A 25,301-nucleotide genomic window follows, 5' to 3' on the forward strand; every position below is an offset into this window, starting at 1 on the left:
TAGGCCACACGTGCGCGAGGGTTCCGTGAATTCGAGGGCCCCGAACGAGCCGATCGAGTGACAGGTCGAAACCAATCACGCCGCCGCCGGTTGAATCGGGAGCAGGAACACGCTTGTGTGTTCAGGAAAGGACCGGAGAAATGCTCAAGAAGGCAATGGCCGCGGCGGCGGTCGCCGCTTCTGTCGTCGGTGTCTCGGCGGCGGCAGCCCCCCAGGCGCTTGCCATCGGCAACGACGGGGGCGTCACCACCGCCAACGGCAACCACGCCGAGCAGGCGTACGGAAACGCCAAGACGCACGGCAACAAGAGCCCCCAGCTCTCGCTGGCCCAGGGCACGCTGAACAAGGCCTGCATCGGCCTGCCGGCCAAGGTCAACGCCGCCTCGCTCCTGGGTGTCGTCGCCCCGCTCACCGTCGCCCAGGACGTGCCGATCCTGTCGGCCCCGCAGAACCAGCAGTGCGCCGAGAACTCCACCCAGGCCAAGGGTGACGAGCCGCTGTCGCACATCCTGGACAACATCCCGGTGCTCTCGGGCAACGGCGCCGTCGGCAGCTGACCGGCCCACGCCCCGACCGATCGGGCGGCCCCTCCGCATTCGGCGGAGGGGCCGCTCGGTTTTTCCTATTGTCCTGCCGTGTTCCCGCGTCGTCCCCGGTTGACGGAGTGAGTTGACGGAGTGACGTTTCTCCGTGCACTCATCCCATTTCATGCGGGGCGTTCGGGTGAAATGTGGAATGCCGCGCCTTCTCCAGTTTCCTCCACCGGTCCCCCTCGTTCTACAGCCCGCAGGTCATGGTGCGAGCCGTTCCGACTGGGCTCGTCCGGTTTCGACCGTCATAGGGCATGACCGCAGAGAAAGGGAAGTACGTGAAGCACAAGAAGAGTGCCGTCGTCATCGCCGGCGCGATCATGGCCATGGGCATGGCCGCCCCGGCCTTCGCCGACTCCGAGGCCGAGGGTGCCGCCATCGGCTCGCCCGGTGTCCTCTCCGGCAACGTGATCCAGGTGCCCGTCCACATTCCCGTCAACGTGTGCGGCAACTCGATCAACGTGGTCGGCCTGCTGAACCCGGCGTTCGGCAACGTCTGCGTCAACGACTGACGTCGTAGCGCGCCGGCCCCACCCGGCTGTGTCACGCCGGCCTTGGAACGCCTCCGGGTGCCAAGGCCGGCTTTCCCACTTCTACCAGCAGAGAAGACGAACGAGATTGCGACAGACCCTGAGCAAGGGAATGGTCGCGGCTGCCGCCGCGACAAGCGTCTTGTCCCTGTGCGGCCCCTCGGCGTTCGCGGACTCGACCGCGGAAGGGGGCGCGGCGGACTCACCCGGCGTGCTGTCCGGCAACAACGTGCAGGCACCGGTGAACGTGCCGGTCAACGCCTGCGGCAACACCGTGGACGTCGTCGCGGCCCTCAACCCGGCCTTCGGCAACAAGTGCGCCAACTCCGGCTCCACGGGCAGGCACCGCAAGCCTGACGGACCCCAGCGCGGCACCCCCTCGGGCCACGACCGCGGCTCCGACCGGGGCAACGGCTCCGACCGCGGGGGCGGCCCGGGCCGCCACGGCGGCTCCGGCCACCAGGGCGGCGGCCACCACGCGGGTCCCGGCCACCAGGGGGGCGGCCACCACGGCGGTTCCGGCCACCAGGGGGGCGGTCGTCACGACGGGGGCGGCTCGTCCGCGCACGGCGAGGCCCACGGGTCGCCCGGCGTCGGGTCCGGCAACAAGGGACAGGTGCCCCTGGACGTGCCGGTGAACCTGTGCGGCAACGCCGTGGACGTGGTCGGCCTGCTCAACCCGGTGTTCGGCAACGACTGCGGGGAGCACCGGGGGCCGAAGGGCTACGGCGACGACACACCGCCGTCGACGCCCCCGTCCGAGCCGCCCACCATGGAGCCGCCGACGGCGGAGCCGCCCGGCACCCCGCCGGCGACGCCTCCCGGTACTCCGCCGGCCGTCACGCCGCCCTCGGGCACCCCGGCCCCCGGCCCCCGGGCCGAGCTGCCGAAGACCGGCAGCGAAGGCGTGCTCGCGGCCTCGGCCGCCGGCGCCGGCCTGCTGCTCGGCGGCGCGGTGCTGTACCGGCGAGGACGGGTCGCCTCCCGTCGCTAGGGCGTCCGTACGCATCCCGTCGGGCAGGGGGTGCCGGACACGGCGCGGTGCCGTGTCGGGTGCCGGACACGCACGCAGCGAGTCCGGCACCCGCGTGTCAGCGCTCCGCCGCCCCGAGCGCCCCGCGCCGTTCCCGGGCGGCGGGCAGCCGCAGCTGGGCCGGGCCGTTCCGCAACCGGCGCCGCACGCCCCTGACCAGGGTGGGGGCCGTGAACGAGGCCCCGTGCACGAAGCGCATCGCGGGCCCGAAGCCGCCCGCCGTGACCAGGCCCGCCATGAAGAGGCCGGGCCAGGACGACTCGAACTCCCGCCCCACCCGGGGCGATCCGTCGGACGAGGCGGCCAGGCCGTCGCGCAGCTCGTCCGCCAGCAGGGCCAGCCGCTCCCGTGACGCCCTGAACCCGGTCGCCGCGACCACGTGGTCGGTGTCCAGGGACATCGGCTCACCGGTGCGGCCGACCGTGTCCAGGCGCAGCCGGCCCCCGGACGCGTACGCCTCCGCCACCTCCCGGCCCAGCAGTACCTCGACCGAGGGCTCCACGCGGTCGCGGATCCACCAGGCGCCCGCGGGACCCAGCGCGGAGGCCGCGATCCTGGCGCGGGTGGGCTCGGGCAGCCGGCGGAAGACGCCCGGGCGCTCGGCGTAGAACCAGTTGCGCCAGCCGCAGCCGAGGCCGCTGTGCGGGGCGCGGGCCGCCTGCCACCAGGGCCGCTCCCAGGCCGGGGGCAGGTCGTTCCAGCCGAGCGCCTCGGCGCGGGCCACGACACGGACCCGGGTGCCCTGCTCGGCCAGCAGGGCCGCCGTCTCCAGTGCGGCCTGCCCGCCGCCGACCACGGTCACGTCCCGTCCCCTGAAGCGGTCCAGGTCCGCGTGGTCGCTGCTGTGCGAGACGAACTCCGGGCCCAGCCGGCGCAGTACCGGCGGGATCTCGGTGAACGGGAGCACACCGACCGCCAGCGCCACCGTCCTCGCCCGGACGCTCGTGCCGTCCTCCGTGAGGGCCTCGAAGCCGCCCGGGCAGGCCCGGACGTGCGCCACCAGGCGCTCGTCGACCTCCGGTACGGAATGCCGGGCGAACCACAGGCCGTACGAGGCGAACATCTCGACCGGGATCGGCTCCCCGTGGCGGGCCCGTACCCCGCGTTCCGCGCAGTAGGCGTCGAGCCGCCAACGGCCTTCGGGGTCCGAGAGGTTGGAGGCCCACGGTTCCGACTTCAGGAACATGCCCGGGGGCATGTGGTCGCGCCAGGACGCCATCGGTCGTCCGAACACGCGCAGGCTCAGGCCCGCCGCCGCGGCATGGGAGGCGATGGACAGGCCGTAGGGACCGGCCCCCACCACCAGCAGGTCGTACATCAGCAGGTGTTCGCTTTCTCGTCGTCGGGCAGGGAGTTCGTGGTCCGCCGGACCGGACGCCGTACGACGAGTCGCGCGGCGTCCGGTCCGGCGGACGAGCGGTACGCGCGGCCGAGCAGCCGCCGTCCCACGTGAGGGGGCCACAGCGCCCACAGGGCGGCGCCGGGCGCGAGGTCGTCACGGGCGTGCCAGGCCCGCTCGGTGCCGCGCCGCGGACGCGACGCGAACGGGGCGAGGTTCTCCACCACGAAGGTCCGCCCGGGCAGCGGGGAGGGCGGCGGCAGCGGCCGGCCCGTCAGGTCCAGGTGCAGCGCGCGCACCACGTCGAGCCCAGCCCCGTCGGCGAAGAGCCGGAACTGGGCGCCGGGACGCGGGTTGAAGTCCAGCAGGTGGTACGCGCCGGAGGCCGGGTCGCGGCGGAAGTCCAGGTCGAAGACGCCCCGGTAGCCGATCGCCGACGTGAGCCGGCCGGCCAGTTCCTGCACGACCGGGTTGGGCGTCCAGCGGCCCACCGCGGTGGACCCGGCGGCGGGCGGCCAGGCACGCAGCTTGCGCCCGGGGCCGCCGCCGCACACCGAGCCCCCGCGGTCGACGTACCCGTGGACGAACCAGTCGAGGCCGGGTCCCGGCGGCAGCAACTCCTGGAGGAGCAGCGGGCTGCCCGCCTCGTCGGAGCGCAGCGAGAGCGCGCCCGCCTCCTGTGCGCTGCGCAGCACCACCGTGCTGCGCAGCCCCGTGTCCGGCGGCAGCAGCCAGGGCCTGCTCCACTTCGCCATCACGGGCAGGCCCAGCCGCAGGGCCGCCGCGACGGCCTGCGCCGGGCCCTCGGGCGACAGCGTCCGGGGGTGCGGGACGCCGACGGCCGCGCAGACGGCGGCCAGTTCCGCCTTGTCCGCGACGCGTTCGGTGAGGCCGCCGGGCGAGGGCGGCAGGAGGTAGCGGTCCCCGAGCGCCTCCCGCATCCGGTCCACGGCGACGGCGCCCGCGTCATCCATCGGGAGCAGTACGGCGGGACGGCCCACGCGGGCCGCCACTCGGCGCAACGCCGACGCGATCTCCGCGGGTGAGGCGCCGGGTGCGGGCGGCGGATGCAGCCGGTGCACGAACCGCGATCTGCGGACCGGGCTGCCGGTGCAGTCGGCGACCAGGTGCACGTCGATCCCGGCCCTGCCGAGCGAGCGCACGGCTCCGAGCGTGCCGTGGTGAAAGGGATTCCGGTCTACGCGCAGCAGTACGGCCGGGACGCGGGTGTCGAATGACGGCACGGGTTCGTCTCCTTGAGGTCTTCTGTGATCCCTGCGGATTTCTCACCCGGGAGAGTGAGCGCGATTTCTTCCGGCACCCGGTCCGGTTGGCGCAATACACATTCGTATGACTGAGTGTCAGTGGACGGTGGAAAAGGATCGCGAGGAGCGGACATGGCCCCACTGCAGCGCAAAAGAACGAAACGGCTGACCTGTGTCACCGCCGCACTCACCGCCGGACTCTTCGTGTCCGCCGCTCTCGTGTCGGGGCCCGGCCACGCGGCGGGCGCGAGAGCGGGCGATCCGCCGGCTCCCGCACCGACCGCACCGACCGCACCGAGCGCGCCCGCCGGGGCCGTCGCGCCTGCCGCGCCCGCCGCGGCGGCGACGGCGTCCCAGGATCCGGTGAACCGGCCGCCGGACACGCAGGCCGTCACTCCCGCGCCCGCGGGGACCACCCCGCCCGCGCAGACCACCGCACCCGCCGCACCCGCCGCGCCCGCGGCGGCGGCGCGACCCGCGTTCGGCGCCTACCTCGACTACGGCCCCCGCGGCGTGGCCCGGATGGCCGAACTCAGCCGCTGGCTGGGCGGGGCCGAACTGCGCGTGGCGCACACGTACCTGCCCGGCGACCTGTGGAGCAACATCGAGGGCCTGCCCGGCTTCCTCGACGTCTGGGCCGACTGGACGCGGGAGAAGAAGGACCGGATGTTCGTCCTCAACGTGCCCATGCTGGAGCGCAACGAGGAGGGCGTCTCCGACGCCGAGGTCCGCGGTCTGCTGCGGAGCGGGGCGGCCGGGCAGTTCGACGGGCACTTCCGCAAGCTGGCGGAGCGGCTGGTCGAGCTGGAGGTGCCCGAGACCGTCATCGTGCTCGGCTGGGAGATGAACGGCATCACGTACACCCATCGCTGCGGGCCGGACCCGGAGGCCTGGAAGACGTACTGGAACAGGATCGTCACCACCATGCGGTCGGTGCCGGGACAGAAATTCAAGTTCGACTTCGCTCCGAACCGCGGCCGGGACGCCATTCCGTGGACCCAGTGCTATCCGGGCGACGACACGGTCGACATCATCGGAATGGACTCGTACGACCAGCCGCACGGACAGTCATTCGACCAGGAGGTCTCGGAGCCCTACGGACTCCAGGCGCACGTCGATTTCGCCAAGGCCCACGGGAAGCCGATCTCGTATCCCGAATGGGGGCTCTACCGCAACGGCGACAACGCGACGTACATGAAGCGCATGCTCGCGTGGATGGACGAGCACAAGCCGCTCTACAACACGCTCACGGACTACTGCCCGCACGGCGTGTGGCAGTGCGACGACAACCCGCGGGCGTCCGAGATCTACCGGTCGGCGCTCTCCGGCACCGACCCGGTGGATCCCGCGCCGACCGACCCCGTGCCCGCGCCGACGGTCCCGGAGCCCGGTCCCACCGTCCCGCTCCCGGTGCCCACGGCGGTCACCCCGAACTGCTCGCCGCTGGAGCTGGGTGCGTGGGTCGAGTACTGGATCGGCGGGAAACTGTGCCTCCGCTTCGACTGGTGGTCGCGCATGCACTGACCCCGGGGTGGCGGCGGGCCGGTCACGGCCTGCCGCCACCGCGCTCCCTCCAGCGCAGGAACCGGTCGAGCAGTTCCTTGCCCCGGCTGCGCGCCGCCACGTCGCAGACGGCGGCCGACATCAGGGGGGCCGTCCGGCGCCGGGCCAGCAGGTAGCGCTGGTTGACGACCTCCTGGGGGCGCCAGTGGTGCTTGTAGGGCTCGTTGCCCCGCAGCAGGCTGAGGACTCCGCGCGCACCCGCCTGGGTGTGCTGGGCGCAGGCGTGCAGCAGCATCGTCGCCACGTCGGCCTTGCGCTCCCGCAGCTGGGGATGCGCCCCGTACAGGTAGCCGCCCGCCAACTGCCGCGACAGCAGTGTCAGATCGACCGCCATCACGGTGTCGTCCAGCCGGAACTCGGTCACCACGGCGTCCCCGGAGCGGACCATCGGACCCACCGACCGCACCAGGTGCTCGGCGAACCGCTCCTGGAGGTGCTCGTTGGTCACCTTGCGCCCCTGCCACTGGAGGCGGTGCAGCTCCAGCAGCCGGCGCAGCGCCGCGTCCACCTCGTCGGGGCGCACGGCCCGGCGTTCGACACCCAGCGCGGAGAGCTTGCGCAGTTTCGCCCGTACCCGCTGCTGGGCCTTGGCGGTCGACAGCCGGCCGATCAGATCGTCCATCGACACGGCGGGCAGTTCCAGGCACAGCGAGTCCCGCACCCTGCGGCGCGGCCCCCGCCAGCTCGCGTAGACCCGCTCGACCGCGCCGCCCGGCCGCACCTCGCGGAAGTCGATCAGCGCGGTGCGGGCGGCCTGGGCGAGCCCCTCCGCGAGCGCGGCGGCCGCACGGTCGCCCCGCTCGCCGTCCTCGATCAGCACGTCCCCGAAGTCGGAGATCGACCCGCCGAGCGGCACCAGCGCCGGCCACGGCTGCCGTACGAGCATCAGCGGGGCGGCGGCCACCAGGTCGTCGCCGTCCCGTACGAGGACCAGCCGGAGCCGACCGGGTGTGCCGTACGACAGCCACCAGGAGTGCAGCCAGGCGTGGCTCTGGAACGGGGTCGCCGCGCCGCACCGCTGGTACAGCCGCCCCCAGGCGTCGGCCAGTTCGCCGAACTCGCCCTCGTCCGTGCACAGCCGGCGCTTCACAGCTGGCCGTGCACGTCGGCGGCGGTGGCCGGTCCCGGCACCGAGGCCGAGGGTGCGGCGTCCTCGGCCCGGCGCGGTCTGACCAGCAGCAGCAGTCCGCCGAGCAGCCCGCCGGCACTCGCGCCGACCAGGCCGGTCACCGTCGGGGACGCCGAGGACGGCGAGGTCGGCCGGACCGCGCGGGAGAACGGGACCAGCTCGACGTTCGTGCTGTCCTTGCTGTCGTTCGCGTGCCGGGTCAGCGAGCGCGTCACGGCGTTGGCGATGTCCGCGGCGAGGTCGGCGCGCGAGGAGGTGCCGGTGACGGCGACCATCGGGGCGTCCGGCGAGGTGGCGGTCTGCACGCTCCTGCGCAGGGTCGACACGGGCACGCCCGCCCACACCTGCGCGTCGCCGAGCACCGCGACCTGCGTGGCGACGCGCCCGTACGCCTGTGCGAAGCCGAGGGCGGACGCCGGGTCCGACTTCTCCGTCGGTACGACGATGACGTAGCTCGTGGCCGTGTACTGCGGTGTCTTCAGTACGCCGTACGCGCCGCCGAGCACACCGCCGAGGACGGCGCCCGCCGCGAGCAGGGACCAGGGCGGCAGGCCCCCGACGCGGGAGAGCGCCGTGCCCGGCCGGCCGGTCGTACGGTTGGGGTTTTCGGTCATGCGGAACTCACTCCCAGGGTTGCGGCCGTGTAGATGTCCATGAGCCGGTCGGCGCTGCGGGCGATGCCGTAGTGGTGGGCCGCGTCCGGTGCCGACCGCGGCCGCGGGCCCTGCGCGCGCACCTGCCGCAGGGCCCGTACGAACGAGTCCGCGCCGCCCTGGACGCGCCGCGCGTACGGCGCCGCCGCGGGAGGCAGGTCGTCGACGGCCGGGCAGGAGACGTAGAGCACCGGCAGGCCGGCCGCCAGCGCCTCGACGACGGCCAGCCCGAACGCCTCCTCCGCGCTGGGCGAGGCGAGCGCGTCCATCGCTCCCATCAGGGACGGCAGGTCGAGGCCCGGCGGGTCGGCGGGCCCGTTGGGGCGCTCGCCCGTGAACAGCACGCGGTCGGCGACGCCCCGGTCCTGCGCCGCCCGCCGCAGGACGTTCTCCTGCGGGCCGCCGCCCACCAGCAGCAGCCAGACGTCCTCGGGCAGTTCGGCCAGGGCGCGGATCAGCACCTCGAAACGCTTGCCTGCCGTCAGCCGCCCCACGCCGCCCACGACGTACGCCCCGGCCGGCAGCCCGAGCCGCCGCCTGGTGCTCTCGCGCAGGGCGGGGTCGAAGCGGAAGCGGGCCACGTCGATGCCGTTCGGGACGACCTCGATGCGCGGCCCCGGCACGCCCCAGCGGCGCAGCCGGTCCGCGACCGTGGGCGACACGGCGACCGTCGCGCGGCCGAGGCGCTCGCTGGCCAGGTAGAGGTTGCGCACCCCCGCGGTGAGCCGGCGGCCCTCCATCTGGGAGTCGCCGAGCGAGTGCTCGGTGGCCACGACGGCCCGGACGCCCGCCAGGCGCGCGGCGACCCTGCCGTATACGCAGGCCCGGTAGAGGTGCGTGTGGACGAGGTCGTACCGGCCCGCCCGGATCAGGCCCGCCAGGCGGGGCAGCGCGCCGAGGTCGCGGTTGCCCGCCATGCCGAGGTGGGTGACGCGGACCCCGTCCGCGGACAGGCCGTCGGCGACCGCGCCCGGGTTGGTGAGCGTCACGACGTCGCAGTCGACCGGCAGATGGCGCACCAGCAGCCGCAGCTGCTGCTCCGCTCCGCCGATGCCGAGACCGGTGATGACGTGCAGTGCCCTCACGGCGCCTCCCCTGTGACGGGCACCGGCCGCCGCCGCAGCCTGTTCAGGCGGTACTTCAGGAGCAGCCGCCACGAGGTGTCGTTCTCCCCGATGTGGACGCGGGGGAGGGCGAAGGGCCCGGTGAGCGGGCCCGGGTCGATGGCGCACGCGTAGCGGTAGCCCGCCGAGCGCACGGCGTCGGCGGCCCGCCGGTCGACGGTGCCGTACGGGTAGCAGAAGCCCTGGACGTCACGGCCCGTCAGTTCGCCGAGCAGGGCCCGGCTGCCGCCGACCTCGGCACCCAGCTCGGCGTCGTCCGCCGTGGTGAGGTCGACATGGGTGAGGCCGTGCGAGGCGATCTCCAGGCCCTCCGTGTCGGCGAGGGCACGGATGCCGTCGGCGGTCAGGAGCGGCTTGCGCGGGCCGAGGGGGTCCCATTCGTTCGTACCGCCGAGCCTGCCGGGCAGCACGAAGACGGTGGCCCCGCAGTCCCACCGCTTCAGCACCGGGAGGGCGGCCGAGGCGAAGTCGGCGTACCCGTCGTCGAAGGTGAGCCCCACCAGGTCGCGGCCCCCGCCCCGGGCGCGGGCCGCGAGCAGGTCGGCCATGCTCACCCCGCGCAGACCGCGCCTGCGCAGCCAGCCGAGCTGCCGGTCCAGGCGCCCGGGGGAGACCGTGACGCGGTAGGGATCGTCCGAGCAGTCGCCCACGGAGTGGTACATCGCCACCCACAGGGGCGCGGCCGGTCGGGTGCCTGAGGTGGTGGGTTCGGTCGTGTCAGCGGGAACGGGCATGCGGCAGCCTTCGTGTGACGGAGCGGAGGACGGTGCGGAAGGCGGGGGCGACGGCCTGGACGCCGAGCACCCGGAGCAGCAGGACGTAGACGAGGGTCACCGTCAGACCGCCGGCGACCAGGGCGAGGACGGGGGAATCGACACGGCTCGCGCACAGCGCCCCCGCCGTCGCCGCGCACACCGCGGCGCGCACCGGCTTGCTGAGCTCGTGGACGACCCGGCGGGTGTGGATGCGCACGCTGCGCCGCTCGCCCATGCCGGTCAGCAGGAGGACGGCCGTGACGGTGATGCCGACCGCGTTGGCGGCGGCGATGCCGCACACGCCCCAGGCCTCCACCGTCCCCACCCCGATCCAGGTGGTGGCGACGATGCCCGCGGTCATCGCGGCCAGCGGGTACCAGGTGGGGCGGCCCGCCGAGAAGTACGTGCGGACGAGCGCGCCGACCAGGGTGTGGCCCAGCAGCCCGACGGAGTACACGCGCATGACGGCGGCCGTCGCCGAGGTGTCCCCGGCGTTGAACGCGCCCCGCTGGAAGAGGAGTTCGATGATCTGCGGTGCGCACGCGAACACCGCGGCGGCGCCCAGCAGCAGGACGCAGGAGGCGACCGCCACGTCCCGTTCCACCCGGGCCCGGGCCCGCTCGGTGTCGCCCTCGGCGAGGGCCTGCGCCAGCACCGGGAAGGTGACGGTGCACAGCATCAGCGAGAGCGTCATCGGGATCTGGGCGACCTTCTGCGCGTAGTTCAGGTGCGAGATGGCGCCCGAGGGCAGGTTCGAGGCGAGGAAGCGCTCGATGAGCACCTGCGACTGGCGGCAGAGGGCGAAGAACAGGACCGGCGTGATGAGGGCCAGGTTCGGGGAGTCGAGGGGGGACGCGGACCGGGCGGCCGGGCTCCCGGCCGAGGCATCCGGCTCCGGGGCCGCCTCGGCCGCGGGCGCGCCGGCGGGCACGGGATCGCAGGCCGGCACGGGCCGGCGGCGGCCGAAGACCTGCCGGGCGAGCGAGGGCGCCTGCGCGGCCACCATCAGGCAGCCGCCGACGGCGACACCGAGGGCCGCCGACCGTACGCCCCAGCGGCCGCCGAGGACGAACATCACCGCGATGATCCCGGTGTTGTAGGCCACGTAGATGGCCGCGGGCGCGAGGAAGCGGCGGTGCGCCCGCAGGGCCGCGCTGCAGTACCCGGCGAGCCCGAAGCTCAGCACGCAGGTCGCGGTCAGCCGGGTGCAGTCGACGGCGAGTTCCGGGTCGGGCAGCCCCGGCGCCAGCACCGCCACCAGGTACGGCGCCCCGGCCATCAGCAGGGCCGCAGCCGCCACGAAGGCCAGGACGAGGCGCGGCAGCGTGCCGGCGACGAGCGCGCGTACGGGGTCCCCGGCGGCACCGCGCGCCCGCCGGGCCACCGCCAGGCTGAACGCCGGGACGAGGACGAAGGCCATCCCGTCCTCGATCAGCAGCGTCGCCGCGACCTCCGGCACGGTCCAGGCGACGAGGAAGGCGTCGGTCTCGGTACCGGCCCCGAAGAGGTGCGCCAGCGCCTGGTCCCTGCCGAGCCCCAGGAGCGCGCCCGCGATGGACAGGACGGCGGTGATCATCGTGGCGCGGGCGAGGAAGCCCCGGCTGGGCGGAGCGACCCCGGCGGCGTTGTCGGCGGCGGCGCCGGCCGGGGCGTCCGTGGGGGCCACCCGGGCGCCGGGCACCGGGATCGCGCCCCCGGCGGCCCGGCCGCGCCGCTTCGTCCTGCGGTGCCGCCCGGTCCCGCCCGCCGGAGCACGTCGTGTCGTCGCGGTCGCCGGCGCGGGCCGTTCGGCGTCGCCCGCGGGCCCCCCGGCCCCGGTCGCGGGAGCCGCGTCGTTCGCCCACGCCCCCGTCCCGTGCCGGGTCCCGGCACGGGACGCGGTGTCCTCACCCTCCGCCCGGGAAGGCGTCACCGTCATCGCTCCCCGGCCCCTTCGGGGGCCAGCGCCCACCACGCGGCCAGTCCGAACACCAGCGCGGTCAGCACGGTGGAGGGGCCGCCGATGTCGGCGTACGCGAAGTCGACGAGCTGCCAGACCAGCAGACCGCACGCGACCAGCGCGCAGTCGAGGCCGCGCCGCGACCGCCGTACGCGCGAGAGCCGCCGCAGGCCGCAGACCAGCAGCGCCAGCCAGCTCCCGGCCAGGGCGAGCAGCCCCAGCAGGCCCTGCTCACTGAGGATCAGCAGGTACATGTTGTGCGGCGACAGCAGCGGCTGCCGCTGGTAGCCGGACCCCGCGCCCTCCGTGTCGCTGCCCGACGACAGCGCCAGCGAGGCGTTCCCGTCGCGGTGGTCGGGGAAGCCCTTCAGCCCCACGCCGGTCAGCGGCTGGTCCCGCCACATCTCGACGGCGGCGGCCCACATCGTGTACCGGTCGGTCACCGACTGGTCCGGCGCGTCCGCGACCTGGGTGATGCTGCTGATCCGCTCCTGGAGCATCGCGGTGCCCACGCCCAGCCCGCCGACGAGGATCACCGCGCCGGCCGCCACCGCGGCGAAGACCCCCACCGCGCGGCGCAGTCCGGCGAGCGCCAGCTGCACCGAGCAGGTCACGGCCGTCGCGATCCAGGCGCCCCGGCTGAACGACAGCGCGAGCGGCACGAGGAGGGCCAGCGCGCACACCACCGCCGCCGTCCGCGACCAGGCTCCCGGCAGTCCAGGGCCGGACGGCCGGGCCCCGGTGCCGGTCCCGGCGCCCGGGCCGAGCGCCAGACCCAGCGCGCTCACGAGCCCGAAGGACACCACGGTCGCCATCCCCATGACGTCCGTCGGCCCGAAGGTGCCCACGGCCCGGATCTCCTCGCCCATGTACGAGGCGCCGGTCCCGGTCGCGTACTGGTGGACCCCGATCGCCCCCTGCCACAGCGCGATCCCGACCAGCGACCAGGCGACCAGGCGGGCGTCCCGCCGGTCCCGGACCAGCAGCAGCACTGCGGCGGGCACCAGCACGAAGATCTGGAGGTAGCGCACGAGCCCGGCGACCCCGACCCCCGGCGAGGCGGCGCCCGTCGCGGCCACCGCGAGCCCGACCACGGGCAGGCCCAGCACGACGGCCGCGGTACGGGACAGCGGGCGGAGGCGATGGCGTACGAGACGCACCGCGCAGCAGAGCACGACCAGCCCGGACACCGCGTCGGCCGCCGTGCCGCCGCCCTCCCCGGAGACCGGCAGCGCGAGCATGGCGACGAGCGCGACCACGGGCAGCACGGGCAGGAACCGCCGCGGCGCCGCGGCGACGGCGGCGAGCGGCGGAGCGGCGAGCAGTTGGGTCACGGCGTTCAGCTCCCCGTCGGACGGACGAGCGAGACCGCGGTGCGCAGCAGGATGCAGACGTCCCGCCAGAGCGACCAGTCGTCGATGTACGCGTTGTCGAACCGGGCCCGGTCCTCGATGGACGTGTCGCCCCGCAGCCCGTGGATCTGGGCGAGACCTGTGATGCCGGTCCGCATCCGGTGGCGGGTCGCGTATCCCGGATAGGTCTGGCTGAACTGGCCCACGAAGTAAGGCCGTTCGGGCCGCGGGCCGACCAGGCTCATGTCGCCCCTGAACACGTTCCACAGCTGGAGCAGCTCGTCCAGCGAGGTCCGCCGCAGGAAGCGGCAGAACCAGCCCATCTCCTGCTCGTTCGCCACGCTCCACCGGGTCGCCGCCTCGTGCGCGTCCACCGGCCGGTGCGTACGGAACTTCAGCAGTGTGAACGGCATTCCGTCCTTGCCGATCCGCTCCTGCCGGAACACCACCCCGCGCCCCTCGGTCACCCGCAGCACGAGCGCGCACGCCAGCAGCACCGGACCCGCCAGCAGGAGCAGCGCCCCGGAGACCAGGACGTCGAGCAGCCGCTTCCCGGCGCTCCCGTACCGCCGTCCGCCGGGCATCCGGCGGACGGCGAACCCGGCGAGCCGGTCGGCCGCCCCGTGCGCGGGCGCGCCCGCGTCGACCTCCCAGACCGTGCAGCCCGACTCGCCGAGGGCGCGCAGCAGCGGACCCTGTTCGGCCCGCACGGCCGGTCCCACGACGAGCACGTCCTGCACACCGTTCTGGATGAGGGCCCGCTGGACCTCCTCCCCGGTGGACAGGACCGGCAGGCCCTCACCGCCCGTCGGCTCGTCGGAGACGATGCCCACCGGCCGCACGCCGCACTGCGGATGGCGCAGGAAGGCGGCCGCCACGCGCTGCGCGGGCCCGGCGCGGCCCGCCACCAGGGCGGCGCGGGGCCGCCGCAGGAGCGCCCGGCGCCGGCGTCCGTGCACGAGGGCGCGGCCCGTGCAACCCACCGCGCACTGCACGGCGCAGCCGAGGACCAGGGTGCGGGCGGACAGCGCGTGGGCCGGGGAGTACGCCGCGAACAGGGCGGCGAGCGCGCACCAGCCCACCACGATCCGGCCGCACACGGCGGGCAGTTCGTCCAGCACGGCGGGTACGGCGGTGGCGCGGTACAGAGAGGCGTGGCCGTTCAACAGGAGCACGGTCAGCACGAGCAGGGCGAGCGGCAGGGGGTGCGCCCACGGCAGGGCCAGCGCGCCGCCGAGCAGCGCGGCGCAACCGTCCGCGGCAGGCAGCGGCACCCGTGAGAAGCGACGGACGAACGGGCGCCGCCCGCTGGGGAATCTGAAGCCGCCGGCGGCCTCGCGCGGCGGGATGACCGAGACGGGTGAGAATCCGTGGTCCGTCACCCGCGCCCGGCCACCGGGGGAGGGAACGGTGCTTTCCGCAGTCACGAGTGGATGGACTCCCTGTACTCGGTGTGTGCCACGCCCGTGGCCCGCCCGCCCGGCGCCGTGCCGAGCAGTTCGCGGTACACGTCGAGGACGGCCCCCGTCATGTGCCGTACGTCGTGCGTGGTCGTGACGTACCGGCGCCCCTGGCGGCCGAGCGACTCGCGCAGCGGCGGGTCGAGGAGCAGGTCGGCGACGGCGCCCGCCAGCGCGTCCGGCCGCTCCGGCGGCACCAGGCAGCGCGGCCCCTGGCCGGGCGGCAGGCTCTCCCGCGCGCCGTCCACATCGGTGACCACGACGGGCCGCCCGCAGGCCATGGCCTCCAGCGGGGCGAGGGCCATGCCCTCCCAGCGGGAGGGCAGGACCACGAGGTCGGCGGCCCGGTACCAGGGCACGACGTCGGCGACGGACCCCGCGAACAGCACGGACGAGGGAGCGGCGGCCCGCAGCGCCGGGGCGTCCGGACCGTCGCCCACCAGGACCAGCCGCGCCGAGGGCACCCGGCGGGTCACCTCGTGCCAGGCCTCGACGAGGACGTCCTGCCCCTTCTGCCGGCACAGCCGTCCCACGCAGACGACGAGCGGCGCCGTCGGCGCCGTCCCGTCGAGCAGCGCGATCCCGGACCGCCCGACGTGGGCAGGCACCGGGGAGAAGCGGTCGGTGTCGACGCCGTTGGGTACGACGCTCCACCGCCCGCCGATCCCCGAACGCCGGCCCGTGCACCGCTCCGCCTCACTGACGCACACCATCCGCGAGGCCCAACGAGCCCCCGCGCGCTCCCAGTTGAGTGCCAGCAGCCGAGTGGCGCCGCCGACGGCCTCGAACGACCAGGCGTGCGGCTGGAACACGGTCGGCAGCCGCCCGCGCACCGCGAGCCGTGCCACGAGCCCGGCCTTCGCGCTGTGCGCGTGCACCAGGTCGGGCGACACCTCCCGCAGGACCCGGCGCAGGTCCCGCACCTCCCGGGCGAGCAGCGGCCCCGGCGAGCGGGTGGCCCGCCAGTGCCGTACGTCGCAGCCCAGGGCCCCGGCGGCCGGCGCGAGTCCGCCGTCCGCCGGACAGGCAACGGTGACCTCCGCCCCGGCGGCCAGCTGGGCCCGCACCAGGTCCGTGACCACGCGGGCCACCCCGCCGTCGACGGGCTGGCTGACGTGCAGGACCCGCGGCCGAGGGCCGGTTGATGACAGTTGCATGGGCGCTTTCCTCGCTCACGGGTGGCGCTCGGAGGGAGCTCGGTGGAAAGGGGCGTCAGCGCTTCGCGTCGACGGCGACGAACAGCGCCCCGACCCACGCGGCGTCCCGGCGGGACTCCAGCCGGAAGCGCAGACCGTCGCCGCCCCGCCGCAGCACCGGACCGAGATCGAAGACGTCGGAGTCGTATCCGAGCGTGTTCGGATACGCGGGCGTGCGGCCCGCGGCGCGGGAGCCGGGCTCACTGATGGTCGAGTTCAGCACGTCGTCACGGGGGTTGGCGCCGTTGGCGAGGGCGACGGCCCGGCCGCGGCCCGGCGCGACCGTCACGGTGTCGCCGCGCCGCCCGCGGTCGCCGTTGTAGGCGACGAGACCGGCGCGGCCTTCAGCCTTTTCGGGGAATTTCACGCCGCGCAGCCGGACCGTCCGGTCCCGTCCCGCGCCGAGTGAGTCGAAGCCGTCCCAGATCGCGAGGTGCCGCAGCGGCTCCGCCTTCTTCTCGTACGCCACCATCAGCGTCCAGCCGCCCCAGGCGCCGGCCGCCGAGCGCCCCATCGCCACGTTGACCTGCGCCACCGTGTACGCGCCGGAGCCGCTCGCCCGCACCAGCCGGGTGACGTCGGCCGAGGCCTGGTAGGCGTCCGCGCCGTGGGCCACCCGGTGCCCGACGACGCTGTCCGCGAGCACCGCCTTGTACTCGCCGCCCGGTTCGGCGATCAGCACCCGCCCGTTGTCCGCGGGCGGCTTCTGCTCGCCGACCCGGAGGTTGCCGCCCCAGTACAGACGGGCGTGCGAGACGCGGGACCCCCTGGGCAGGCGGACCTCGGCACGGCTGGAGTTGTAGGTGTTCGGGTCGCTGTCGACGTCGATGTAGAACATGTCGAAGTCGTTGTTGGCCACCGCCCCGCCCGCGCGCGCGGACGTGCAGGCCGCGGAGGGTGCGGCGGGTGCCGGGGCCGCGGCGTTCGGGGCCGAGGACGGCGGGCGCTGCGGGGCTGTGCCGCGGCAGGTGATGGAGGAGTTGGCGGCCCGGACGATCCCGCCGTGCTGGAGAGCGTGGTACCGCTGCGTGAACGGGACCCTCTCCGCTTCTCGGGGGGCGGCGGGGGCGGCCGTCGCAGGGCCGCCGGGCGCCCAGAGCGAGGCCAGGGAGAAAACACCCACCGTTCCACGACGCAGCAGAAGACCCAGGGAATTGCGCATGACCGGCGTTGCCCTTTCGGGGGGAATTTCGCGGGAAGAGGTTTCCGAACCCTGCGGACGGACACGACGTGTCCATCACATGAATGCCGCCATGACCTGGTGTCTGTTTCGAGCGGCTTGAGGAGGAACGCAACTGTAGCCGCTGTGAGTATTTATCGGCGAAACCCGCCAAGTGTGTCGGAATGGTGAAGTTGACGACTTCGGGACATCACTCTTTCGGGGGCACAACCCGCGCCCGCGCCGCGCGTTGTTTCCAGAGTCGGGCATCCCCGCCCGGTTGTTCGTGCCAATTCCAAGGAGCACCTCCCCATGTCGCGTATCGCGAAGGGCCTGGTCTTTACCTCCGTTGCCGCCGCCGCCATGGCCGGTACCGCCGGCATCGCCGCCGCCGACAGTGACGCGCACGGCGCGGCCGCCCACTCCCCGGGCGTCCTGTCGGGCAACCTGATCCAGGCCCCGATTCACGTGCCGGTCAACCTCTGCGGCAACACCGTGAACGTCATCGCGCTGCTGAACCCGGCGTTCGGCAACGAGTGCGTCAACGACTGACGCTCCGGCGCAGCCCCTGACCGGCCGTCCTCCCGCTCGGGAGGACGGCCGGTTCGCGTTGTGCGGGGGGACCCGAATGGAGGGGGTGCGCCAAGTGCCCCAGAGCGCCCGCGCAGGTCCCCCACCAGCGGCGACGCGGGTCCGGAGGGATGCGCTGGGTGACGCTGAGTGGTCGATCGGTTGCACGCGGTGGCAACCGCTTTCACGGTGGAAGCAGGTTTCCAAGCACCACCGAAAGGACCCACCCCATGCGTGTTCTGCCCGCACGGCGTATCGCGACCTCCGCGCTCTGTGCCACCCTCCTGCTCGGAATCGCCGGCCCCGCCGCCGCTGCCGCCGACCACGGCGCGACGCGCGACGCCCGTTCCATAGCGGCCCAGGCGCCGGTGCCCGGAGCGGACGCTCTGCTGGCCCAGGTGAAGGGCCTCGGCGACCTCGCCGGGGTGCTCAAGCCGGTGACCGACCTGCTCAACGCCGTGCTCAAGGCCGACGACGGCCAGCTTCCGGCCGCCGAGGCCGCCACGCTGGCCGACGCGGTCAAGCAGGCGATCGCCGCCGCGGGCGCCGCCGCTCCGGTGACCCCGCCGGTGGACCTGCCCGCCGTCCCGGCGGTACCGGCCGTGCCCGCGGTACCGGCCGTGCCCGCGGTACCGGCCGTGCCCGCAGTGCCCGCAGTGCCCGCCGTGCCGGCCGTGCCGGCGCTTCCGGTACCGCTGCCGGTCGCCGACCGGGCCGCCGGCCAGGTCCCGGCCGACGTCAAGAGCGACGCCCTCGCGGCACTGCAGGCCTCGGTGGACGCCCTGGTCAAGGCCGCGACGAGCGGCGACGTCGCCGGTGTCGCCGCGGCCGCGCTCGCCGTCGTGACCGGGCTGGTGAACTTCGTCGTGGCGACCGTGCTCGGCGGCGGCCTGCCCGTGCCGAACCTGCCGGGCCTGCCCGCCCTGCCGGCACTGCCGACGGACGCGCTGCCGCTGCCGACGGACGCGCTGCCCCTGCCCACGGACGGTCTCCTGCCGTCGTGAAGGACCTCCCGCCCGCTGCCCACGGCGGTGCGGGAAGCCGGTGACTGAGGCGAAGCAGTCACCGTCCCGGACGTCGCGCCGGCCCGTTCCCGGGTCGGCGCGACGTCCGTTCGCGCATCCTTTCGGGGATCTCGTATGAGGGATCCCATTTGACGATGAGACACCCCTTCGAACGGGTGGGTTCCGGGAAAACCTCGGCGTACGGGGTTTCCGCCCCGTCCGGAGATCGTTGGGCAGGGCGCAGTGCGAGACCAGGCGCGCACAGGGCCTGATCGGCGCAGACTCCTCCCGGTGACGCTGGTCGCCGACGAAAGGAACACGATGAAGTCGCTGAAGGCCGCCGCCGTCGTTGCCGGGTCCCTGGTCATCGCGGGTGCCGCGGCGCCCGCCTTTGCCGCCGACCTCACGCCCACCAGCCTCAACGGCGGCCTCGAGTCGGCCCTCGGCTCGGTCGGCAGTCAGCCGCTGAACCCGATGCCGCTGCAGTCGCAGTCGAACGCGCTCGACACGGAGAACAAGGACTCCGTGCTCAGCACGGTGGACGGCGCCACCGAGGCCCTGAACTCGGCGGGCGGCCCCACCGGACTCCTGGGCGGACTTCCCCTGCAGAAGTGACGCCGGGAGCAATCGGCCGCATGACACGAGGACCGGATCCGTATCGCTCGGAATCGGTCCTCCGTGCTGTCACCCGCTTGCCCGTTCCCTTTCCGGTCGCGCCGATTTTTCATTCCGGCCGTTCGACACGATCCCTCTTTCGTGTGGAGAGCCCGCCGTAAATCCCCCGGGCGGGTGAGAAAGAGGGCTGGCACGTTCAAACGCGTCGATACGGTTCCGCGGTGACCTCAACCTCGAGCGAGACCCGTCCTTTCCACGCACCCGACCTCGGAACACTCGTCGTCATGGCGTGGAGCGGCGAACACCCCGACGGCGACATGCCCTATCTCCTCGCCTATTCCCTCGGGGACGGCGAGAACGGCCCCGAGGGCTCCGCGATCGCGGTCGGGCACCTCCTGCGCGCCAACGGCCTGTCCATCGGGGACACGGTCACGGACGCCACGCTGCAGCCGAGCTTCCCGGTCGGCCTCCTCGTCCAGGGGGAGCAGGCCGTCGTCACCATGCCCCGGCTCAACGCCCAGTGCCCCGTACCGCCGGAGTGGCTGGCCGCCGTCGGCGTGCGCGGTCACGCCTACCTCCTGTTCACCACCCGCCCCTGGCCCGAGGCCGCGCCGGGCAGGCCCGTCTCCCCCGAGGCCCTCGCCGCCTTCGCCGGGGACGAGGAGACCCTCAACGCCTCGGCGCACGCGCTTCTCCCGGCCCGCAGCCTGCGCGGCTGACGTGCGCGCCTCGGGCGCCGGCCGCGCGTTCGCCCTGCTGCTGGTGATCACGGGGGCGGCGGGGCTGCTGGCGTCCTGGGTGATCACTCTGGACAAGTTCAAGCTGCTGGAGGACCCGGACTTCACGCCCGGCTGCAGCCTGAACCCGGTCGTCTCGTGCGGCAACATCATGAAGAGCGAGCAGGCCTCCGCCTTCGGGTTCCCCAACCCGATGCTCGGGCTCGTCGCCTACGGCGTCGTCGTGTGCGTCGGCGTGAGCCTGCTCGCCGGCGCCCGCTTCCCCCGCTGGTACTGGCTAGCCTTCGACGCGGGCACCCTGTTCGGCATCGGGTTCGTCACCTGGCTCCAGTACGAGTCGCTCTACAGCATCGGCTCGCTGTGCCTGTGGTGCTGCCTCGCCTGGGTCGCCACCATCGTCCTGTTCTGGTACGTGACCGCGTACACCGTCCGCAACGCGTACCTGCCGGCGCCCGGTTGGCTGAAGGGCTTCCTGGAGGAGTTCGCCTGGGTCCCGCCGGTCCTGCACACCGGGGTGGTCGGGATGCTCGTACTGACGCGCTGGTGGGACTTCTGGACGAGCTGAGGATTCCCCCGACCGGGGGAATTTTGACCTGGTCCCGTGCGTCGGGTCGTTACCCGTTTCGGACGCAGCCCCCCGAACCCGAAAGGCCCGTACCCGAGATGAAGCCGACCACCCGAGGAACCCTCGCCGCCGTCGTCACCTGTGTGGCGGCCGCCGTCGCGACCCCCGCAGTCGCGGTCGAAGGGGTTCCGGTCGCGGTGCCCCTGGACGGTGTGGAGAAGTCCCTGAACGTCGAGATGCCCACCGTCGGCGGCACCGTGCCGGTGCTGATGCCGGGCAGCCCTGAGGGTCCCCGCTACGTCGAGGGCCGGCTGCTGCCGGACCGGACGGTCCCTCAACTGCCCCTCACGTCCGACCTGCCGTCGCTGGACCTGCGTACCCCGCTGCCGCACCTGCCGGGAGGCTCCTCCGACCACTTGTCCGCCGCCACCCCCGCGTCGGACCTGCGCGCCCTGACGCCCGGCGCCTCCCTGGACGCCCCGCTGACCGCGCCCCGCGCCGACAGCCTCGGCCTGCCGGGCACGAAGCTCCCGGAGGCCGGCCTCCTCACCCCGGTGCTGCAGACGGCGCCGGGCGCGGTCCTGGGCCTCGGCCCCGGCAAGTAGGACCCGTCGGACACGTGAACGGGGCGCCCGGACGGCGCCGAGGAGCTCGGACACGGAGGCGCGCGGATGGCTGCGGCGAACGGTACGCGGCGGAACCTCCTGGGCGGGCTGGTCGCGGCGGCGGCGGTCGCGGCCGTGTCCGCCGCCCTGGCCCCGCTGGTCGCCGCCTCGCGGCGCCCGCCGCCCGCGCCGGACGCGGCCGGTGGGCCCGGCGGGGCGCTCGGACGGCCCGGTGCGGGACCCGGGGAGGAGCCCCGCGGCGCGTTCGACGAGATGTACCGGGGCCACCGCATCCGCGGGGTGCGGGACACGGCCGACGGGGTACGGGCGGCCGGGGAGGCCGGTCCCCCCGCCCCCCCGGGGGAGTGGCGGGTCACCGTGGACGAGCGTCCGCTGCACCTCATGCGGCGGGCCGACGGCGGCTATCTGACCATGATCGACCACTACCAGTCGTACCCGACTCCGCTCGCCGCCGCCCGCGCGGCCGTGGACGAGCTGGTTGGCACGCAGCGACTGCGCGCCACCGCCGGGGAGGCGGAGCGGGGGGAGGGACACGGGCATGGCGTACACGCGTAAGAACGTGAGCGCGCTGACGAGCACCGAACGGCGCAGGCTCGTCGGAGCGTTCCTGGAGATCAAACGCACCGGCGAGTACGACGAGTTCGTCCGTCTGCACATCGACCACTACGTGGCGGACGGCGAGGGCGGCCTGCGCGCGGCCCACATGACGCCCTCTTTCCTGCCCTGGCACCGGCGGTTCCTGCTGGAACTGGAACGGGCGCTGCGCAGGGTGGACTCCGGGGTCTCCGTGCCGTACTGGGACTGGACGAAGGACCGTACGCCGGCCGCGTCCCTGTGGGCGGAGGACCTGCTCGGCGGCAACGGGCGGCGCTCCGACCACCAGGTGACGACGGGGCCCTTCGCCCGCCGCAACGGGAAGTGGACCGTCAAGGAGTCGATGACGGACGCCGACTACCTCACGCGCGACCTCGGCAGGCCCCGCGACCCGCTCGGCCTGCCCACCGCGCAGGACGTGGCGCGGGCGCTGGAGGACCCCGTGTACGACGTGTCGCCCTGGGACTCCACGTCCTCCAGAGGCTTCCGCAACCGCCTGGAGGGGTGGGGGACCGGGCGGGGCAACGACGCCTGGCGCAACCACAACCGGGTCCACCGCTGGGTCGGCGGGCACATGCTGGGCGGGGCGTCGGTCAACGACCCGGTCTTCTGGCTGCACCACTCGTTCGTCGACCTGCTCTGGACGCGCTGGCAGCGGCGGCACCCGGGCGCGCGCTACCTGCCCGGCTCGCCGCCGGGGCTCGGCGACCGGCAGCGCGGGCGGGTGGTGGCACGGAACGAGCGGATGCCGCCGTGGGGCGTCACACCGGACGCGACGGAGGACGTCAGCCGGATCTACCGGTACGTGTGAGGCCGGTGCGGGCGCCGAACGCGCCCGCGCCTCGGGGGCGTACGGGCTCCTGGGCGGCCCGGGGCCGGGACGGTGTCCAGGTGCCGAGGGGCGACGGGGCGCGTACGTCCGGCGGTGGGGCGTACGCCCGGAGGCGGATGCCGACCCCGGGGGACGGGCCGCCGGTGAGGACGGGGGGACGCGGGACTCAGGAGCCCGGGCACGGGAGCCCGGGCACGGGAGCCCGGGCACGGGAAGGCCCCCGGCGGTGTGCACCGCCGGGGGCCCGTCGCGTGGGGCGTGGCTCAGTGGCCGTAACCCTTGGGGGCGTCGCCCACGTTCGCGCACTTGTTGCCGAACGCCGGGTTCAGCAGCGCGATCACGTTCACGGTGTTGCCGCAGACGTTGACCGGCACGTTGATCGGCACCTGGATGACGTTGCCCGACAGGACGCCGGGCGAGCCGACGGCCTTGCCCGCGGCGCCCGCGTCCGCCATGGCCATGCCGGCACCACTGAGCACAACGGCACCCGTGCCGAGAGCGACACCGGTTGCCTTCGCGATGCGAGACTTCACGTTCTCTCCTTCGAATCGTCGAGCACGGCCGCCTGAGCGCGAACCGCACTGCCCCTTCAACGCGAGGAGGAACGACGGGTAACGGCGTGCGCCGGGGCATCATCCGCGCAGCGGTAATCCGGACGGGAACGGACCGGGTGGCGCAGGGCCGCCGCGCGGCCCGCCGACCGGGGCCGGCGGCGGGGCCGCGCACGCTGTCACCCGCGGGTGCAGCGGCCCGTCGGCGCGGCGGCGGGAGGACGGCACTGCAGGCCGAAGTCGGCCGACGCCGTGCTCAGATAGCGGCCGATGCAGGTGCCGGGCGTGGTCCTGCCGCGCTCGGCGCAGAAGGCCAGCGCCGCACGGCCGTCCGCGAACGGGCCGGGTGCGTGGATCACCCAGTAGCCCGGACGCAGCGACGCGTAGTCGTCGCTGCGCAGGACCTGGGCCTCCGGTACCGAGGCGCGGACGGCGGCGAGCCTGCGGTCCCGCGCGGCGGTGCCGGAGCCGACCGGCTCGGAGTGGAGCTGGGCGATCCAGCGGCCCTGTCCGGCGGGCGGCGGGGCCGTCGTCCGCGGCGGGTCCGGGGCCTTCGTCGCGCTGCTCGGCGGCGCGGACGTCGGTGTCCGCTTGCGCGTCGGGCTCGCGGACTTGGCCGCGGAGCGGGACGGCGTGGCCGAGGCGGCCGCCGTCGCGCCCCCGTTCCCCTCGGCCCTGCGGCCGTCGTCGGGCCTCGTCAGCGTCAGGACCAGGGCCGTCGCGGCCGTCGCGAGGGCTGCCACGACGGCGACGACGACCGCCGCCGTCCTGCGCCGGGGCGCCGGGGCGGGGCCGATGCGGGTGGGGTCGTCGCCGGCGCCCGCTGCGGTTCCGGGGCCCGGGCCGTGCGGGGGCCTCGCGCGCAGGACGTGCGTCGGGGTCGTCGTGGGGATCGGGGGCAGTTGCGCCGTGGCCGTGGGCAGGGCCCAGTCCGGGGTCGTGCCCGACTCCACCTGCGCGAGCATCGCGTCCAGCCGCGCCGCGTCGGGACGGGCCGCGGGGTCCCGTACGAGCAGTGCTTCCAGTACGGGGGCCAGCGGACCGGAGCGCACCGGGGGCGGCACGGCCTCGTCGAGGACCGCCGCCAGGGTGGCCAGCGTGGTGGCGCGGCGCAGCGGGCTGACGCCCTCCACGCAGACGTAGAGGACCAGTCCGAGGGACCACAGGTCGGAGGCGGGGTCGTCGTCGGTGCCGCGGATGCGCTCGGGAGCGATGTACTCGGGGGAGCCGATGAGTTCACCGGTGGCCGTCAGCGCGGTCGATCCGCGCAGGGCGGCGATGCCGAAGTCGGTGAGCACGGCGAGGCCGTCGGGGCGCAGCAGGATGTTGGCCGGCTTGACGTCCCGGTGCTGGATGCCGGCCGCGTCGGCGGCGCGCAGGGCGGCCAGGACCTGGCGGCCGAGGCGGGCCGCGTCCGCGGGGTGCAGGGGGCCGTCGGCGAGCCGGTCCTGCAGCGAGATGCCGTCGACCAGCTCCATCACGATCCACGGATGCGGATCGTCGTCGACGATGTGATGGATCGTCACCACGTTCGGATGGCTGATGCGGGCGAGCGCCCGCGCCTCGCGCAGCACCCGCTCGCGGACGGCCTCCGAGGCCGCCGCGTCCTGCCGTACGGCCTTGAGGGCGACCTCCCGGTGCAGCACGCTGTCGCGGGCCCGCCACACCGTCCCCATGCCCCCGCTGCCGAGCGGTCGGATCAGCTCGAACCGCCCGTCGACCATGTCCCCCGGTCTGCTCATGGCCGACAGATTAGAGGAGTTGACGCCTCCGACCGGCGGGCGGGGCGGGCCGGGGACCGGGCGGGGACGGGGTCGGTACGAGGCCGGGACGAAAGTCCGGGAAGCGGGAGGAGTGCGGGGGCCGGGGTGGGCCTGGCGGGGGCTGCGGGTCGGGGCCGGGGTCGGGCGACGGGCCGCTGGGCGCGCTGCGGGCGGGGCCGCGGCTCCGGGGCGGTGGGTGTCGTGGTGCCCGGCGGGGGCGGTCCGGGAGACCGAAACGCTTCGGTGCCCGCATCGTTTCGGGCGCGCGACGCCCGTAAGGGGGCGGAACCCGGGTGCGGCATGGGGCGGGTGGGGCGCCAGGGGCGTACGGGGCGCGCCACGGATGGCGTCGAATGG

25 protein-coding genes are annotated in these 25,301 nt (G+C 74.6%); 12 read left to right on the top strand and 13 right to left on the bottom strand.

All coding sequences use genetic code 11. The annotated features are described in order from the left end of the window. The first annotated feature begins 140 nt into the window (after positions 1 to 140). The 3 genes from IE265_RS10730 to IE265_RS39110 all read left to right on the top strand — a co-directional run bounded on the left by IE265_RS10730 (position 141) and on the right by IE265_RS39110 (position 2,114). On the top strand, positions 141 to 557 hold the full coding sequence (locus tag IE265_RS10730) for a rodlin (protein WP_190035221.1): 417 nt from the start codon (positions 141 to 143) through the stop codon (positions 555 to 557). A gap of 287 nt (positions 558 to 844) precedes the next feature. Then, on the top strand, positions 845 to 1,102 hold the full coding sequence (locus IE265_RS10735; RefSeq protein WP_190035222.1) for a chaplin: 258 nt from the start codon (positions 845 to 847) through the stop codon (positions 1,100 to 1,102). Positions 1,103 to 1,208: 106 nt separating this feature from the next. Continuing rightward, on the top strand, positions 1,209 to 2,114 hold the full coding sequence (locus IE265_RS39110) for a chaplin (protein ID WP_190035223.1): 906 nt from the start codon (positions 1,209 to 1,211) through the stop codon (positions 2,112 to 2,114). A gap of 97 nt (positions 2,115 to 2,211) precedes the next feature. Here the strand turns inward: IE265_RS39110 and IE265_RS10745 are convergent, their stop codons facing one another. Beyond that, positions 2,212 to 3,471 carry an FAD-dependent oxidoreductase gene (locus IE265_RS10745; RefSeq protein ID WP_190035224.1) on the bottom strand — a complete coding sequence of 420 codons (1,260 nt, stop codon included), beginning with the start codon at positions 3,469 to 3,471 and terminating at the stop codon, positions 2,212 to 2,214. Beyond that, positions 3,471 to 4,736: a carboxylate--amine ligase gene (locus IE265_RS10750; RefSeq protein ID WP_190035225.1), complete on the bottom strand. Its 1,266-nt coding sequence runs from the start codon at positions 4,734 to 4,736 to the stop codon at positions 3,471 to 3,473. Before IE265_RS10750 ends, IE265_RS10745 begins: the two co-directional genes overlap by 1 nt. Before the next feature lie 153 nt (positions 4,737 to 4,889). Here IE265_RS10750 and IE265_RS10755 point away from each other — a divergent pair, with 153 nt between their 5' ends. Beyond that, positions 4,890 to 6,281, top strand: a complete 1,392-nt coding sequence (locus IE265_RS10755) for a glycoside hydrolase family 26 protein (RefSeq protein WP_190035226.1) — start codon at positions 4,890 to 4,892, stop codon at positions 6,279 to 6,281. 22 nt (positions 6,282 to 6,303) lie between these two features. Here the strand turns inward: IE265_RS10755 and IE265_RS10760 are convergent, their stop codons facing one another. From IE265_RS10760 to IE265_RS10800, 9 genes are all read right to left on the bottom strand, one after another. Beyond that, positions 6,304 to 7,410 (bottom strand): GNAT family N-acetyltransferase, encoded by a 1,107-nt coding sequence (locus IE265_RS10760; RefSeq protein WP_190035227.1) that lies wholly within the window; start codon positions 7,408 to 7,410, stop codon positions 6,304 to 6,306. Beyond that, positions 7,407 to 8,063, bottom strand: a complete 657-nt coding sequence (locus IE265_RS10765; RefSeq protein WP_190035228.1) for a YveK family protein — start codon at positions 8,061 to 8,063, stop codon at positions 7,407 to 7,409. Before IE265_RS10765 ends, IE265_RS10760 begins: the two co-directional genes overlap by 4 nt. After that, positions 8,060 to 9,187 carry a glycosyltransferase gene (locus tag IE265_RS10770; protein ID WP_190035229.1) on the bottom strand — a complete coding sequence of 376 codons (1,128 nt, stop codon included), beginning with the start codon at positions 9,185 to 9,187 and terminating at the stop codon, positions 8,060 to 8,062. Before IE265_RS10770 ends, IE265_RS10765 begins: the two co-directional genes overlap by 4 nt. Next, the gene (locus IE265_RS10775) at positions 9,184 to 9,960 is read right to left on the bottom strand and encodes a polysaccharide deacetylase family protein (RefSeq protein ID WP_229916124.1); all 777 of its coding nucleotides are present in this window, start codon (positions 9,958 to 9,960) and stop codon (positions 9,184 to 9,186) included. Before IE265_RS10775 ends, IE265_RS10770 begins: the two co-directional genes overlap by 4 nt. Further along, positions 9,944 to 11,899: a lipid II flippase MurJ gene (locus IE265_RS10780; RefSeq protein WP_190035230.1), complete on the bottom strand. Its 1,956-nt coding sequence runs from the start codon at positions 11,897 to 11,899 to the stop codon at positions 9,944 to 9,946. Before IE265_RS10780 ends, IE265_RS10775 begins: the two co-directional genes overlap by 17 nt. Further along, positions 11,896 to 13,161, bottom strand: a complete 1,266-nt coding sequence (locus tag IE265_RS10785; RefSeq protein ID WP_190035421.1) for an O-antigen ligase family protein — start codon at positions 13,159 to 13,161, stop codon at positions 11,896 to 11,898. Before IE265_RS10785 ends, IE265_RS10780 begins: the two co-directional genes overlap by 4 nt. Positions 13,162 to 13,259: 98 nt before the next feature. Continuing rightward, positions 13,260 to 14,699, bottom strand: coding sequence for an exopolysaccharide biosynthesis polyprenyl glycosylphosphotransferase (locus IE265_RS10790; protein ID WP_190035231.1), 1,440 nt, complete (start codon positions 14,697 to 14,699; stop codon positions 13,260 to 13,262). Further along, positions 14,696 to 15,889 (bottom strand): glycosyltransferase family 4 protein, encoded by a 1,194-nt coding sequence (locus IE265_RS10795; protein ID WP_190035232.1) that lies wholly within the window; start codon positions 15,887 to 15,889, stop codon positions 14,696 to 14,698. The genes IE265_RS10790 and IE265_RS10795 overlap by 4 nt, the downstream gene beginning before the upstream one ends. 55 nt (positions 15,890 to 15,944) lie before the next feature. Continuing rightward, a complete protein-coding gene (locus tag IE265_RS10800) occupies positions 15,945 to 17,090 on the bottom strand; it encodes a DUF3344 domain-containing protein (RefSeq protein ID WP_190035233.1) in 1,146 nt (381 codons plus the stop codon). A gap of 309 nt (positions 17,091 to 17,399) precedes the next feature. On the opposite strand from IE265_RS10800, the gene IE265_RS10805 reads away from it, so the two are divergent. The 8 genes from IE265_RS10805 (at position 17,400) to IE265_RS10840 (ending at position 22,609) form a co-directional block, all read left to right on the top strand. After that, positions 17,400 to 17,639, top strand: a complete 240-nt coding sequence (locus IE265_RS10805) for a chaplin (protein WP_190035234.1) — start codon at positions 17,400 to 17,402, stop codon at positions 17,637 to 17,639. A 248-nt stretch (positions 17,640 to 17,887) separates the two neighbouring features. Continuing rightward, positions 17,888 to 18,661, top strand: coding sequence for a hypothetical protein (locus tag IE265_RS10810; protein WP_190035235.1), 774 nt, complete (start codon positions 17,888 to 17,890; stop codon positions 18,659 to 18,661). Positions 18,662 to 18,982: 321 nt separating this feature from the next. Next, on the top strand, positions 18,983 to 19,276 hold the full coding sequence (locus tag IE265_RS10815; RefSeq protein ID WP_190035422.1) for a hypothetical protein: 294 nt from the start codon (positions 18,983 to 18,985) through the stop codon (positions 19,274 to 19,276). Positions 19,277 to 19,497: 221 nt separating this feature from the next. Beyond that, positions 19,498 to 19,995, top strand: a complete 498-nt coding sequence (locus IE265_RS10820) for a DUF5949 family protein (protein ID WP_190035236.1) — start codon at positions 19,498 to 19,500, stop codon at positions 19,993 to 19,995. Position 19,996: 1 nt separating this feature from the next. Beyond that, positions 19,997 to 20,578, top strand: coding sequence for a vitamin K epoxide reductase family protein (locus IE265_RS10825; protein WP_190035237.1), 582 nt, complete (start codon positions 19,997 to 19,999; stop codon positions 20,576 to 20,578). A gap of 98 nt (positions 20,579 to 20,676) precedes the next feature. Further along, on the top strand, positions 20,677 to 21,183 hold the full coding sequence (locus tag IE265_RS10830) for a hypothetical protein (RefSeq protein WP_190035238.1): 507 nt from the start codon (positions 20,677 to 20,679) through the stop codon (positions 21,181 to 21,183). Positions 21,184 to 21,249: 66 nt separating this feature from the next. Then, entirely contained in the window at positions 21,250 to 21,759 is a 510-nt protein-coding gene (locus tag IE265_RS10835; RefSeq protein WP_190035239.1) for a tyrosinase family oxidase copper chaperone, read from the top strand. After that, positions 21,743 to 22,609: a tyrosinase family protein gene (locus IE265_RS10840; protein ID WP_190035240.1), complete on the top strand. Its 867-nt coding sequence runs from the start codon at positions 21,743 to 21,745 to the stop codon at positions 22,607 to 22,609. Before IE265_RS10835 ends, IE265_RS10840 begins: the two co-directional genes overlap by 17 nt. A gap of 284 nt (positions 22,610 to 22,893) precedes the next feature. Here the strand turns inward: IE265_RS10840 and IE265_RS10845 are convergent, their stop codons facing one another. Next, on the bottom strand, positions 22,894 to 23,163 hold the full coding sequence (locus IE265_RS10845; RefSeq protein ID WP_190035241.1) for a chaplin: 270 nt from the start codon (positions 23,161 to 23,163) through the stop codon (positions 22,894 to 22,896). A 197-nt stretch (positions 23,164 to 23,360) separates the two neighbouring features. Beyond that, a complete protein-coding gene (locus IE265_RS10850; RefSeq protein ID WP_190035242.1) occupies positions 23,361 to 24,923 on the bottom strand; it encodes a serine/threonine-protein kinase in 1,563 nt (520 codons plus the stop codon). Positions 24,924 to 25,301: the final 378 nt, after the last annotated feature.

Source organism: Streptomyces fructofermentans (genome assembly GCF_014651055.1).
Taxonomy (GTDB): Bacteria; Actinomycetota; Actinomycetes; order Streptomycetales; family Streptomycetaceae; genus Streptomyces; species Streptomyces fructofermentans.

What these genes read in the sequence shown, in the direction of transcription:
- IE265_RS10815 (WP_190035422.1), top strand. Translation starts at nt 18,983, where the DNA reads ATGAAGTCGCTGAAGGCCGCCGCCGTCGTTGCCGGGTCCCTGGTCATC.
- IE265_RS10840 (WP_190035240.1), top strand. Translation starts at nt 21,743, where the DNA reads ATGGCGTACACGCGTAAGAACGTGAGCGCGCTGACGAGCACCGAACGG.
- IE265_RS10765 (WP_190035228.1), bottom strand. Translation starts at nt 8,063, where the DNA reads ATGACCGAAAACCCCAACCGTACGACCGGCCGGCCGGGCACGGCGCTC.
- IE265_RS10835 (WP_190035239.1), top strand. Translation starts at nt 21,250, where the DNA reads ATGGCTGCGGCGAACGGTACGCGGCGGAACCTCCTGGGCGGGCTGGTC.
- IE265_RS10775 (WP_229916124.1), bottom strand. Translation starts at nt 9,960, where the DNA reads ATGCCCGTTCCCGCTGACACGACCGAACCCACCACCTCAGGCACCCGA.
- IE265_RS10800 (WP_190035233.1), bottom strand. Translation starts at nt 17,090, where the DNA reads ATGCGCAATTCCCTGGGTCTTCTGCTGCGTCGTGGAACGGTGGGTGTT.
- IE265_RS10810 (WP_190035235.1), top strand. Translation starts at nt 17,888, where the DNA reads ATGCGTGTTCTGCCCGCACGGCGTATCGCGACCTCCGCGCTCTGTGCC.
- IE265_RS10730 (WP_190035221.1), top strand. Translation starts at nt 141, where the DNA reads ATGCTCAAGAAGGCAATGGCCGCGGCGGCGGTCGCCGCTTCTGTCGTC.
- IE265_RS10735 (WP_190035222.1), top strand. Translation starts at nt 845, where the DNA reads ATGACCGCAGAGAAAGGGAAGTACGTGAAGCACAAGAAGAGTGCCGTC.
- IE265_RS10755 (WP_190035226.1), top strand. Translation starts at nt 4,890, where the DNA reads ATGGCCCCACTGCAGCGCAAAAGAACGAAACGGCTGACCTGTGTCACC.
- IE265_RS10830 (WP_190035238.1), top strand. Translation starts at nt 20,677, where the DNA reads ATGAAGCCGACCACCCGAGGAACCCTCGCCGCCGTCGTCACCTGTGTG.
- IE265_RS10780 (WP_190035230.1), bottom strand. Translation starts at nt 11,899, where the DNA reads ATGACGGTGACGCCTTCCCGGGCGGAGGGTGAGGACACCGCGTCCCGT.
- IE265_RS10850 (WP_190035242.1), bottom strand. Translation starts at nt 24,923, where the DNA reads ATGAGCAGACCGGGGGACATGGTCGACGGGCGGTTCGAGCTGATCCGA.
- IE265_RS10785 (WP_190035421.1), bottom strand. Translation starts at nt 13,161, where the DNA reads ATGCTCGCGCTGCCGGTCTCCGGGGAGGGCGGCGGCACGGCGGCCGAC.
- IE265_RS10805 (WP_190035234.1), top strand. Translation starts at nt 17,400, where the DNA reads ATGTCGCGTATCGCGAAGGGCCTGGTCTTTACCTCCGTTGCCGCCGCC.
- IE265_RS10745 (WP_190035224.1), bottom strand. Translation starts at nt 3,471, where the DNA reads ATGTACGACCTGCTGGTGGTGGGGGCCGGTCCCTACGGCCTGTCCATC.
- IE265_RS10795 (WP_190035232.1), bottom strand. Translation starts at nt 15,889, where the DNA reads ATGCAACTGTCATCAACCGGCCCTCGGCCGCGGGTCCTGCACGTCAGC.